9 protein-coding genes are annotated in these 13,480 nt (G+C 45.4%); 4 read left to right on the top strand and 5 right to left on the bottom strand.

What is annotated here, in order from left to right:
- Positions 1-4 precede the first annotated feature (4 nt).
- From QUB13_RS05345 to QUB13_RS05360, 4 genes are all read right to left on the bottom strand, one after another.
- Complete coding sequence (locus QUB13_RS05345) at positions 5-3,151, bottom strand: efflux RND transporter permease subunit (RefSeq protein ID WP_333379585.1); 3,147 nt, start codon at positions 3,149-3,151, stop codon at positions 5-7.
- Between the two features lie 405 nt (positions 3,152-3,556).
- A complete protein-coding gene (locus tag QUB13_RS05350; RefSeq protein ID WP_333379586.1) occupies positions 3,557-6,700 on the bottom strand; it encodes an efflux RND transporter permease subunit in 3,144 nt (1,047 codons plus the stop codon).
- A 377-nt stretch (positions 6,701-7,077) separates the two neighbouring features.
- On the bottom strand, positions 7,078-9,012 hold the full coding sequence (locus QUB13_RS05355; protein WP_333379587.1) for an efflux RND transporter periplasmic adaptor subunit: 1,935 nt from the start codon (positions 9,010-9,012) through the stop codon (positions 7,078-7,080).
- 360 nt (positions 9,013-9,372) lie between these two features.
- Positions 9,373-9,753 (bottom strand): hypothetical protein, encoded by a 381-nt coding sequence (locus tag QUB13_RS05360; RefSeq protein ID WP_333379588.1) that lies wholly within the window; start codon positions 9,751-9,753, stop codon positions 9,373-9,375.
- A gap of 108 nt (positions 9,754-9,861) precedes the next feature.
- Between QUB13_RS05360 and QUB13_RS05365 the strand changes: the two genes are divergently transcribed.
- The 4 genes from QUB13_RS05365 to QUB13_RS05380 all read left to right on the top strand — a co-directional run bounded on the left by QUB13_RS05365 (position 9,862) and on the right by QUB13_RS05380 (position 12,507).
- Complete coding sequence (locus tag QUB13_RS05365; protein WP_333379589.1) at positions 9,862-10,056, top strand: hypothetical protein; 195 nt, start codon at positions 9,862-9,864, stop codon at positions 10,054-10,056.
- 123 nt (positions 10,057-10,179) lie between these two features.
- Positions 10,180-11,376: a sensor histidine kinase gene (locus tag QUB13_RS05370; protein ID WP_333379590.1), complete on the top strand. Its 1,197-nt coding sequence runs from the start codon at positions 10,180-10,182 to the stop codon at positions 11,374-11,376.
- A 10-nt stretch (positions 11,377-11,386) separates the two neighbouring features.
- Positions 11,387-12,034, top strand: coding sequence for a response regulator transcription factor (locus QUB13_RS05375; RefSeq protein WP_333379591.1), 648 nt, complete (start codon positions 11,387-11,389; stop codon positions 12,032-12,034).
- A 47-nt stretch (positions 12,035-12,081) separates the two neighbouring features.
- The gene (locus tag QUB13_RS05380) at positions 12,082-12,507 is read left to right on the top strand and encodes a hypothetical protein (RefSeq protein WP_333379592.1); all 426 of its coding nucleotides are present in this window, start codon (positions 12,082-12,084) and stop codon (positions 12,505-12,507) included.
- A gap of 137 nt (positions 12,508-12,644) precedes the next feature.
- Here QUB13_RS05380 and QUB13_RS05385 read toward each other — a convergent pair whose 3' ends face one another.
- A complete protein-coding gene (locus QUB13_RS05385; protein WP_333379593.1) occupies positions 12,645-13,469 on the bottom strand; it encodes an SDR family oxidoreductase in 825 nt (274 codons plus the stop codon).
- Positions 13,470-13,480: the final 11 nt, after the last annotated feature.

Raw genomic sequence — 13,480 nt, forward strand, 5'->3', positions numbered from 1 at the left:
CCTCTTAATTTCGCCTCTCAGATCGAGTTTTAGGACGCAAAAAGAATTCAGAAAACTTGATTTTGGGATGGCCTAACCGTTTTCTCAACCCTTCCATATAAATGTAAAAGACTGGAGTCAGATACAGGGTTAAAATTTGCGAAAACAGCAATCCGCCGACGATCGCAATTCCCAACGGGCGGCGCGATTCCGAACCGCTACCCACGCCCAGGGCGATCGGCAAAGTGCCAATTAATGCCGCCATTGTCGTCATCATAATCGGACGGAAGCGCACGACACAAGCTTCGTAAATGGCATCAAAGGCGCTGTGGCTGCTGTCTTGTCGCTGTTTCTCGATCGCAAAATCCACCAGCATAATCCCATTTTTCTTGACAATTCCCACCAGCAAAATAATCCCGATAAACGAATACAGATTCAATTCCACCCCAAAAATTACCAGAGTTAACAGCGCACCAAATCCGGCTGATGGTAAACCTGATAAAATGGTCAGCGGGTGAATAAAATCCTCGTATAAAATGCCGAGAATTAGATAAATTACTAAAATTGAAACCACTAACAACCAACCTAAATCGTTAAATGATTGGTTGAATACCTGGGCTGAACCTTGAAAACTTGTTGTTACTGACGGCGGCAAAACTTCCTGGGCAACTTTCTCAATGGCGGCGGTTGCTTGACTCAGCGATGTGCCTGGAAGCGTATCAAAAGAGATTGTAGCAGAAGGCAATCCGCTTAGGTGATTGACTGTGAGCGGGCCGACTGTTTGGGTAATATTTGCGATCGCACTTAACGAGATCATTTGTCCGGTATTCGATCGCACGTACAGCATCGACAAAGCACTCGGATCGCGCTGAAACTCAGCCTTTAATTCCAACACAACCGTAAATTGATTGTTGGGAGTATAAATCGTCGAAACCTGTCCTGAAGCGTAAGCAGCGCTGAGGGTTTTCTGCACTTGTTGCGGGCTAACACCGACGATTGCTGCTTTTGCGCGATCGACTTTAACCTCAAGCTGAGGCGTGCTCAATTGCAAATCGCTATCGACACCGCGCAATCCCGGCAGCGTTTTAACTTTAGCTAACAATGCCGGCACCGCTTGACGCAGCGCTTGCAAATCTAAACTTTGCACCGTAAACTGATATTGCGAATTCGTTTGTTGACCGCCAATCGGAATTGCGGCCGGAGAACGCAAAAAAGCTTGAATGCCAGGAATTCCGCGCAATTTCGGAGTTAGTTTTTGGATAATTTCATCCGCACTGAGGCGGCGTTGCGAGATCGGTTTGAGCCTAATTGTAATCCGTCCGTTATTCGCCGATGCGTTCGGGCCACTCGCACCTACAGTTGAATTCAACGCTGCAATATTTGGATCTTTCCGAAGGATATCAACAATTTGTTGTTGGTGAATCATCATATCATCAAACGAAATATCTTGCGCTCCTTTCGTGTTAGCCATCAATTGTCCGGTGTCTTCAGTCGGAATAAAACCTTTCGGAACTAAAACAAACAAATAAGCCGTAAATACCAGGAGAACAACCGAAACAATCAGCGTTAAAAAACGGTATTTCAAAACAGGTTTAAGCGTCCATTCATATCCTTGCAAAAGTAGCTCAAATCCCCGCTCCCAGAAGCGGTAGAAGCGGTTTGTTTTTTGGTGGTGGGACGGGGATTTGAGAAATCGACTGCACAACATCGGTGTCAGGCTCAGAGATACAAAGCCCGACACCAAAATTGCTACAGCAATAGTTACAGCAAATTCGTGAAACAATCTACCGATTAATCCACTCATAAACATCAGAGGAATAAACACTGCCACCAATGAAAGCGTCATTGAAAGAATGGTAAAACCAATTTCTTTCGAGCCTTTCAATGCTGCTTCTAGGGGTGCTTCTCCCATTTCTTGGTGGCGGACAATATTTTCCAAAACTACGATCGCATCATCCACCACAAACCCCACTGAAAGCGTCAGCGCCATCAGCGACAAGTTATCTAACGAGTATCCCAACTGATACATCACAGCAAAGGTGCCAATAATCGCCACCGGCAAAGCTAAACTCGGAATTAGCGTCGCTGTGATGTTCCGTAAAAAGATAAAAATTACTAAGACAACCAGACACACCGACAACACTAAGGAGAACTTCACATCGTCTACAGAAGCCCGAATAGATTGAGAACGATCGTACATAATTCCCATTTCGATCGATTGGGGAATTTGTTGTTTTAGTGAAGGTAACATTCGCACTACCGCATCGACAATATCAACGGTATTTGCATCGGGTTGAGGCTGCACTGCAAGCAAGATAGCAGGTTGATTGTTGACTTGTCGATCGCTGTACAAATTCAACACTTTGTTGTTCTGCACGTCATCAATGACATTGCCTAAATCTTGCAGCCGCACTGCTGCGCCATTTTTGTAAGCAACAATCAGCGATCGATATTCTGCAGCAGTATTTAATTGACCGTTTACCTGAATTAAATAGCTTTTTTTATCGCCAGAAAGGCTGCCAGTTGGTAAGTTAACATTTCCTTGAGTAATGGCGGTTCTAATTTGATCTAATCCGATTCCCCTCGCAGTCAATTCTCGCGGATCGAGTTGAATCCGCACGGCATATTCTTTCTGCCCGTAAACCTGCACCTGCGCCACACCATCTATCGCCGAAATTGGTTGGGCCACCGTCACTTCTGCGGCTTCGTCTACTGCTGCAATGGATAGGGTTTTTGAGTACAAATAGAGGTAGAGAATTGGCGAAACAGAAGGGTTAACCTTGCGGTAGCTGGGCGCTTTGGTCATTCCAGCGGGCAATGAACCTGCGGCGGCGGCGATCGCAGCTTGTACGTCTTTAGCAGCAGAATTGACGCTGCGGCTGAAGTCGAATTGCAGGGAGATTCTGGCGCTACCGGTGGAACTTGTAGAGTTAAAAGAATTCAGCCCTGCTATTTCTGTAAACTGCCTTTCTAGCGGTGCGGCGACGGAGGATGACATGGTTTCTGGCGTTGCACCGGGTAAGCTGGCGGAGACGCTGACAAAGGGATATTCTACGTGCGGCAAGGCGCTAATTGGTAGCAGAAAATAACTCATTAAACCGAAGATTAGAATGCCGACTGTGACTAAGGTAGTCATTACGGGGCGGCGGATAAAGATTTCTGATAGGTTCATAATTATTAAGGAAGAAGTCAGTAGTCAGTAGTCAGTAGTCATTAGTCATTAGTCATTATTCATTAGTCATTAGTGCTGTCGCCTCTGAGCTTTCCGTACAAAGTCATCAGGAAGAGGGAAGAGGGAAGAGGGAATAAGTTGTAGGGTGTGTCGCTAAGGATCGAAAACTTAATAACTTAAACACCTCCTAAAGTCCTTTCTCGTTTAAGTTGCGACATCAAAGGAGGCAGAGCCTCGCCTATCTGCATTACCAGGCAGAGCCTGGTAACGAGCAAAAATTATCTGCGTTTATCTGTGTTTGTCTGCTTAAAATTTGCGGTTTATGTATCAATCAAAGACTTATGCAATCTTGTCTATTTAGTTAGAGATTTATCGCAGGCGACGCACCCAACGACAAGGTTATTTTTACCGCCCTCCTTTAAATGAAAATACTTGCCCGAATTTCACCTCTCTGAGTTTCTTTCGCCACGATTCCATGTAGATGTAAAATACGGGCGTTAGATACAGCGTTAAAACTTGTGAAAATAACAGTCCTCCGACAACTGCAATACCTAACGGGCGGCGAGATTCTGAACCTGCACCAACTCCCAACGCAATTGGTAATGTGCCCATTAATGCCGCCATTGTAGTCATCATAATTGGTCGGAAACGCACTAAGCAGGCTTGATAGATTGCTTCCGCCGGTTTTTTGCCATCTATGCGCTGGGCTTCGATCGCAAAATCGACCATCATAATCCCATTTTTCTTGACAATTCCTACCAGTAATATGATACCGATGAACGAATAAACGTTGAGTTCGACTCCAAACAACATTAGTGTTAATAATGCTCCAAATCCCGCCGAAGGTAATCCCGACAAAATTGTAATCGGATGGATGAAATCTTCGTACAAAATGCCGAGGATTAAATAGATGACCAAAATTGCGATCACCAATAAGATACCCAAACTCGGCAGCGAACTCTGAAACACTTGACTAGCGCCCTTGTAATTGGTCGTGATGCTGTCAGGAATCACTGATTTGATGATTTTGTCGATCGCGCTATTTGCATTTCCCAGCGCCACCCCAGGCGCGAGGTTATAGGAAATTGTCGCAGCATTCATTCTACCGACGTGGTTGACAATTAACGGTGCAACTCCTAGAGAAATTTTGGCAACCGTTGCTAGCGGCACCTGTGTTTCACCCCCAGAAGCATCGCTAGAATTACCCGCTGTACTGATGTAAAGCTGCATCAAAGCATTCGGATCTTTTTGATACTTTGGTTCTAGTTCCAAAATAACTTGATACTCGTTACTCGCACCGTAAATCGTCGAAACTTGGTAAGCGCCGTAGGCATTTCTCAAGGTGTTTTCGATTTGACTGGCCGTAATTCCTAATGCTGAGGCTTTGTCGCGATCGATATCAATGTTAATTTGAGAAGTCATCTGCAAATCGCTGTTAACATCCTGAATTTCCGGTATTGCTTTCATTTTTTCAATTAGTTGCGGTACGTATTTACGCAGCGGTAAAACATCCGAACTTTGCAGCGCCAATTGGTACAATCCCGTGCTTTGTTGAGCGCCCAGCGGGATTGCTGGAGGATTTTGCAAGAAGACTTGAATGCCTGGAATTTCGGCTAATTGCGATCGCAAACTCTGCACAATTTCGTCGGCACCCATCTGCCGCTGCGAGATCGGTTTGAGGCGCACAAACAAGCTGCCAGAATTCCCCGCAACCGCAGCCCCGCCGCCATTGGCGCTCGAACCTGCCCCGATATTCGAGTTTACTGCTTCCACGTTTGGATCTTGGCGAATCGCACTGACAACCGCTTGCTGGTGGCGAGATAATTCATCAAAAGAGGCATCTTGGGCGGCTTGGGTAATTCCGGTAATTTGTCCCGTATCTTGGCTGGGAATAAAGCCTTTGGGAACTACAATAAATAATCCAACTGTAACGAACACCATTGCTAATGATAAAATCATCGTGGTGCGGTGATATTTTAAGGCTATTTTGAGGCTCCAATCGTACAAGCTTAAAATTCGATCGAATACGTACTCAGAAGCTCGATAAAGCTGGCTTTGATTTTCGTGATTTACCGGGCGCAAAAAACGGCTGCACAACATCGGTGTCAAAGTCAAAGAAACAAAGCCGGAGACTAAAATAGAAACCGCAATTGTGACGGCAAATTCATGAAACAAGCGCCCCAACAACTCGCTCATAAATAACATCGGAATAAACACCGCCACCAAGGAAAGCGTCATCGATAAAATCGTAAAACCGATTTCGCTAGAGCCGTTTAGCGCGGCTTCTCGCGGGCTTTCTCCGGCTTCGATGTGGCGGACGATGTTTTCGAGCATGACGATCGCATCATCGACTACAAAGCCCACAGATAGCGTCAGGGCCATCATTGACAAGTTGTCGAGGGAGTAGTCTAACAAGTGCATGATACCGAAGGTGCCGATCAGCGATACCGGTAGCGCTAAACTGGGAATGACTGTGGCAGAAAGGTTGCGTAAAAATACGAAAATTACTAAGATCACGAGGGCGATCGTCAAAACGAGGGTAAACCGCACATCATCCACCGACTCGCGAATCGATTGAGACGCATCGTACATCACCCCAAGCGCGATCGAACTTGGAATCTGAGTTCTCAAATTGGGTAGCAATTTTTGAATCGTATCTACCACTTCTACGGTATTCGTGCCCGGCTGTCTCTGAATCGTGAGGATAATTGCGCGATCGTTATTGTACCAACTAGCAAGTTGAGTATTTTCTACACTGTCAATCACTCGCCCTAATTGTTCGAGATAAACAGGCTGTCCGTTTTTATATGTCACAATTAAACGGCGGAATGCAGCAGCATCTTTCAGTTGTCCGTTAGTTTGCACCGCAAAGTTTTTATGACTTCCCGAAAGGCTTCCTGTAGGTAAATTAACATTGCCTTGTTGGATAGCAGTTTGCACTTTATCGATGCCAATTTGCCGCGCTGCTAACTGTTGCGGATCGAGTTGAATTCTAGCAGCATACTTTTGGGAACCGTAAATCTGAACTTGCGCCACACCGTTGATTGTCGAAAGTTTTTGCGCGAGATAACTTTGCGCGTAGCTATCAACTTCAGAAAGCGGCAAAGTTGGCGAAGTAAGATAAAGGTAAAGAATTGGCCCGTCGGCGGGATTGACTTTGCTGTAAGTCGGCGGATTTGGCAAATCGTTAGGCATTTGGCCCGAGGCTGAAGAAATTGCCGATTCGACATCTTGCGCCGCATCATCAATATTATGACTGAGATTGAATTGCAGGGTAATTTGAGTTTTGCCGCTGGTACTGGTAGAAGTCAGCGTATCGAGTCCAGCAATACTCGAAAATTGCTTTTCTAGGGGGCGCGCTACCGATGCGGCCATCGTTTCCGGGCTAGCACCGGGGCGGGAAGCGCTAACTTGAATTGTGGGATAATCGACCTTGGGTAAATCGCTAATCGGTAGCAAGCGATAACTCATCCAACCAAAAATTATAATTGCCGCCATCACCAATGTGGTCATAATTGGACGGCGAATAAATGGTTCTGATAAATTCATTTAGTTACACCAGTTTAAGATCAAAATAAAATTGCATTCATTTGGTATATTTCGTTTTTTCCTGAGTCTCTATCCCCCTAAATCCACCTTAAGAAGGGGGACTTTGAATGCTTCCGATTTTCACGTCAAAAAGGGGGCTTTGAGCGCTTCCTGTGATAAATTTCGTTTTTTCCTGAGTCTCGATCCCCCTAAATCTCCCTTAAGAAGGGGGACTTTGAAAGATTCTGATTCTTCCCTTAACAAGGCGAACTTTGCTCGCTTCCGGTTCCCCCTTTCTTAAGGGGGGCTAGGGGGGATCTAGAGCCCATCGTCACATCCAAAATCTAAACTCGATCGCCCTACGGATTATTTCGCGATTTACCTGACTTATTTCCCGACTAATGGGAGTCAGCGCCAGATTTTTTATCCCCTGATGTGTCTGACTTATCACCTTTACTAGACTCAGAATTATCTCGATTGTCCTCTGCATCTTTAATCCGAATCTTGCTACCATCAACCAGATTAGCTTGTCCGTCGGTGACAACATCATCACCAGCATCTACACCTTTTTTGATGACACTTAATCCGCCGATCGTATTTCCGACAACTACAGGCACATTGTCTACTGTATCGTCGTCTTGGGCGACAAATACAAACTGTCTGTTCGGCCCGGTTTGTACTGCTTGGGAGGGAACTACAATTGCATTTGGCTGTTGAGATAATGTTAAGGTAGTATTGACAAATTGACCGGGAAATAGTTTCCCATCGGCGTTATTAAAATCGCCAATCAGTTGAATAGAGCCTGTGGAATTATCAACCGTGTTGTTGACAAATGACAAGGTTCCTGATATTGGGCGATTGTTGCCGGCAAAGGTGACATCAACTTTTAGCTTGCCGTTGTCTACGTATTTTTGGATGTCTGAAAGGTTGGATTCTGGAACAGAAAAGGCAACTTGAATAGGATTGATTTTCGAGATTGTGACTAAGGGTTTGTCTGTGCTTGGTTGCACTACATTACCTTCTGTGACTAGGATATTGCCGGCGCGTCCGTCGATCGGCGCAAACACTTTAGTATAGGATGATTGCACCTGAGCGTTTTGCAAACTACCGCCGTCGGCGCTGACACTAGCTTGAGCACCCTCGATCGCCGATCGATCGCCATCAACAACAGCCCGAGCATTGTCAATCCCCACTAAATCGCTCTTCACCGCCGTCTGAGCGTTCTCAATTCCCACCAAATCGCTCTTCACCGCAGTTTCAGCATTTGCGATCGCCACGGAGTCACCGTTGACGACAGCCTCCGTATTTGTGATGCCAATGCGATCGCTCTTTACCGCCGTTTCTGCATTGGCGATCGCCTGTTTGTCAAGCTCCACCGTTGCCGCCGCAGCTCGACTGCTGGTAGCGTATTGTTGCGCCTGATCTTGACTAATTACTCCTTGTTTGTAGAGCTCTGCGTAACGTTGACTTTGGGCTTCGGCATACTCGGCTTGCGCTCGATCTTTTGCTAAAGTTGCCATCGCCTGCTTAACCGCACCTAAGTCTTTTTCCAACGTCATTTTCGCCTGTTCAACAACTCCCTTATCTTTCGCCAGAGTCATTTTCGCTTGTTCGACAACACCCAAATCTTTTTGCAGAGTCGCCCTAGCTTGTTCGACAATTCCTCTATCTTTATCAAAAGTCGCCCTAGCTTGTTCGACAATTCCTTCATCTTTAGCAAGATTAGCCGTCGCTTGTTGCACCTGCGCCCGGTCTTTTGCTACGATACCCTGAGCTTGTTGGATCGAAGCATTTTGAGAGCGATCGTCGATCGAGAAAAGCAACTGTCCTTTCTTAACTTCTTGCCCTTTCTTAAAATAAACTCCCGTCACCCGCCCGCTGGCTTGTGCTGTCACCGACACAGTAGCACCAGATTGCACAGTACCGATCGCCTGTAACTGAATCGGCACAGTTTTTTTAGTCGCCGTCGCCACCAGAACCGGAGTTATTTGCATTTTACCACCGCGACGGCTCGCTTTTTCCGGTTTAGGGGCGATCGCCCGCTGCCAAACCAAAAATCCCAAACCACCAAGCAACAACAACCCCAGCAAAAACATCGCAATTCGCCCTTTCGCCAGCACCTTTTGAGGCTTCGGTTCTTGTGCTAAAATATTATTTGTAGGCTCGCTTTCCGGCAAACTCGGAGATTCCAGAGCCACTTCAGGAACAGTGTCATTCGGAATTTTATCAACAATTTCAAAATTCTGCGTCGGTTGCTCGTTCAGCTTCAAATTTTCATCAGAAACTTTAGGGCGAGTGCCATTTCGACTGTCACTAATAATTTCTTCTATCATCACAAACCTCTTAAAAATAGCCCTCATCTCATGTCCGGTATACGAGCCCCAAAAAACGGTTCGTAGTGCGGACTTCGGTGCGCCCTTGAAGTTCGTAGTGCGCTCAATTCACCGGACATAACATCACTCTTCATAGCATTTATTAGATTTTCAGTAGAATTCCCTTTGCTATCTTGAATTTATCTGCGTAAATCGGTCTTAATCTGCCTCGATATGCGGTTAACCTATTACTCAAATATTTATGAAATTCAAGTTTATTATAGGGTGCGTCAGACCCAAAAGTTAGCAATTGCTAAAAACATTAAACCCCTGACACACCATACAAAAACTGAAAACAAACAAAACTTGTTCTTAGATCATTTACTTAGCTTTAGCTCCAGACTGCCCATTTTGCGCGCGAGGATAAGCAGCCTTGAGAATTCCCTTAACTTGGGTTTTTTGGTCAGCACTGAGGTTTAGCTCGTTAAGAGCTTTCCGCATTTTTTCGCCTCCCTTGATTTTGGAGTCCAACTGTTTCACCTGCTCGGGAGTTAGCACCGCTTCGACTTGTTTGCGAAGTTCCTCGCGTTTCTGGGCGCGTTGAGCAGGAGAAAGCTTCGGTTGTCCTGAAGTTGCTGCATTTGCCGCCACCGCGTTAGATTTGGTGACATTAGAAGCGTTGGATGGCATACAACCAGACAAACTACCTACCAAGATGGTGCCGGTGAGGATAAATGCTGCTGCGATGGTATTTCTTTTCATGATTGACTTTCTGTAAATTAATCTTCACCTACAAATCTTAGAAGCTTAAACCAGCCAGCGCATCACGCAATACTCCTAATCTAACCAGTCAAAAAGCACATAGCACTTGTGACTTTTTTCCTAGTCCCAAACCCCAAAATCAGCCACAAAGGCTCTAACGCAATCGATCGCACCTTCGCTAAGCTGTTATGGCAAAAGGGGGAATGGGAGAGTGGGAGAGTGGGAGAGGGGGAGAGTGGGAGAGGGGGAGGATTGCCCAATTACCAATTACCAATTACCAATTCCTTCAACATCCATCCATGACATCCAGTGACGAACTTCCTTCACCATAGGGGGAATAATATGTTTTTTGACTCCAAAATACCATCTATAATTAAATCATTGCGATTGCTTGAATCGCTTCAGATATTGATGGGAAAAAGTTCTATGATTCGGCTAACCTATCCGTCCTTTCGTTTATTGCTTTATTTGGAATGGCTGCTGCTAGCGACGGCCGCATTGATAGAAATGCTGCATCAGTTTCAGTCGCTGTATTCGCTGATATGGCGCGTGGGGGCGATCGCACTTTTCGGCATCATCGGGCTGCGTTTACCAACAGTTAACTTACGCAAAAAAGTTTTATTCACAGCCCTCGAATTTGGATTAATTTTCCTACCAATAGTCCAACAAGGATTATCCAGCAGATCGAGCTTTTTGCTGTTTCTCGTTTTGCTGATGCGGAGTTGCCTAATTTTCCGGCAGCCCGGACAGATAGCAGTCTTAAGTTTAGCAATGGTGTCCTATACTTCGCTGCTGTTGTTCAAACCAATTTTACCCGAAAAAGTCATTTCCACAGTTTGGGAATGGCGGTTGAGCAACGTGTTATTATTTGGGTTGACATTAGTATTTGCCTTGCTATTAATCAATGCCTTAATTGCCGAACGTCAAAGCCGAGAGGAATTAGAAATTGCCCACGACAAACTAGCGGTGACTCACCAGCAACTGCGCCATTACGCACTGCGAATAGAAGATCAAGCAACATTGCAGGAACGCAACCGCATTGCTCGCGACATCCACGACGGATTAGGACACACCCTCGCGGCTCAAACAATTCAGCTCAATAACGCCCTATTGTTCTGGAATGCCGAGGATGACAAATCCCTGGAATTTCTGAAACAAGCCAAACAACTCGGTTCAGAAGCATTGTTAGAAATTCGCAAATCTGTTTCTGTATTGCGATCGAATCCTTTGCAGGGATTGTCGCTCGAAAGTGCGATCGACAAACTGCTCCAAGACTTTAAGTGCATGACGGGTAGCGAAATTTCTGACTCAATTAACTTACCTGTTAGTTTATCTCAAGAAATGAATATCACGCTTTACCGTATTGTGCAAGAATCGCTGACAAATATTCACAAACACGCCCAAGCAACGCTCGTCATAGTTAAATTGCAGCAACACGCCGGACTGATTCATTTGTCGATTTCTGACAACGGCAAAGGTTTCGATCCGGCCCAGAATACTACAGGATTTGGAATGCAAGGAATGCGAGAACGAGTGGCGGCGCTGAGCGGTCAATTTGCCATTTACAGCGAGTCAGAAAACGGTTGCCGAATTTCAGTTTCTTTGCCTTCTCAAAATATTTAGGGTTGATAATATGATTAGAATATTGCTAGTAGACGATCAGCATATTATTCGTCAAGGACTCAAAAGTATGTTAGAGTCCAATTCAGATATGCAAGTAATCGGTGAAGCAGAAAACGGACAGCGGGCGATCGCCCAAATCCCAATTTTAGCGCCCGACATCGTACTGATGGACATTCGGATGCCCGTGATGGACGGCGTAGCAGCAACCGAGGCGATCGCCCGATCCTATCCCGACACAAAAGTTCTGGTGTTAACCACCTTTGACGACGATGAATATGTCAGCAAGGCAATGCGAATGGGTGCCAAAGGCTACCTGCTAAAAGACACCGAACCCGACGAATTAGCCCTAGCAATTCGCGCTGTTTATAAAGGACACACCCAACTAGGCCCCGGATTGTTTGAAAAAGCCCTCATGACACCTGCGGTAACTAATTCTCCGGCGGTTTTGCCACCAGAATTAGAGCAACTCACTCCCCGAGAATTAGAAGTATTGCGTTTAATAGCTTCAGGTGCAAATAACCGAGAAATTGCTCAAACCTTATTTTTGTCAGAAAATACAGTAAAAAACTATGTAACAAATATTTTGAGTAGATTGAATTTGCGCGATCGAACTCAAGCGGCGCTATTAGCTCATTCACTATTTAATCCCAAAATTTGATAGCTTTAGTTGTGTATGATGGTTTCTATAATTAAAATTGAAATGAGATGCTTTCAAAACTACTAACTACTACAATTGTTTTTCTGTCTGCAGCCACCCCTTGTTTGGCGATGACTCCCTCAGAGTTAGCAACATTTGCAACTAACTATAAATACAATGAAAATGCTCCGGTAGCTTATTCTTATTATGACAAAAGTTGTCAAACTACTGTTTCTGTGCCGCTGGTAAAAACTCTGGATTTAGGTAGTGGAAGAATCGGAGGAATTACTAACAAATATCTGTGTTGGGGAGCTACCTATACTTATTTTGAAATGACTCGCGGCAACTTAGAATCTATTCGAGTCTTTGCGGAAGTAGGTGCAGGCCGATCGACTCGTTATACAAACTGGGGCCCCGTGGCAAATCCTGGGGATGATTTAACTCAGGATCAGCTTATATCTGTAGCAAAAGCGATCGCCAAACATACGCAATAAGCTAGCTTTTTGCACAAATATTCGATCGACCAGTTAACCGCAGATTTCCAGCGGATAAACGCTGATTGACGCAGATAATTGAAAAAAGAGCGATCGCCTGAATGCAATTCTGTTTAATGCGTGTTTAATGACTGCATTTAATACTCTCTAATTTCAGGATGGATAAATTGATAACCAGCAGCCTTAATCTTTTGATTCGACACCTTCGCATTATAAGGTCGCACGCTAGGACTTCCATCCCAAGTAGCTTTTGGCAGATTGTGACGTTCAAAAATGCGATCGACTAATTCGCGACTCGACAGCGAGACATCCCCAACTAAATTGTAAATTCCCTGTAATCGATTGTCCAAAGCAAAGGTTAATCCCCCAACAATATCATCGCGATGCACCCAATTTGTAGCATCTTCCCCCGTACCCGGACGAGTGGTTCCAGCCCAGCCTCCAAAGATTTTAACTAATTCTCGCCCGGGCCCGTAAATGCCACCCAAACGAAGAATGCAGGTGTGAAGATTTGGACTGGATGCTGCTAATAAAATTCGTTCTGTTTCGGCGAGAATTTCACCGTTGGAATTGGCGGGCTCCACGGGCGATTCTTCGTTTACAAGTTTACCTTGTCGATCGCCATACACAGAATAAGTACCCGTATAAATCACCTGCTTGACTGTCGGTACTTGCTGTAAAACTGATACCAAAGTTGTCGCCGTCTCTAAGTAACTTTCTCGATAAGCACTAGAATTTGGAGCGCCGACGCACAGCATAACAGCATCTTGGTCTTGTAGTAAACTGGCGATCGCACTTGCATCATTTCCCTTAACTACAGCTACCCGCTGGGCGACAGCCTCCAATTCACTGACTCGGCTCGCCGTCGTCGTTGTCGCCGTCACGGTACAATCGGGTTTAGCGCGTAAATGTTGGGCTGTCGCAGTACCCACATAGCCGCAGCCGACGATCGCCACTTTCATCAAAAATTCTC

The sequence above is a fragment of the Microcoleus sp. B4-D4 genome (assembly GCF_036705185.1).
Lineage (GTDB): Bacteria > Cyanobacteriota > Cyanobacteriia > Cyanobacteriales > Microcoleaceae > Microcoleus.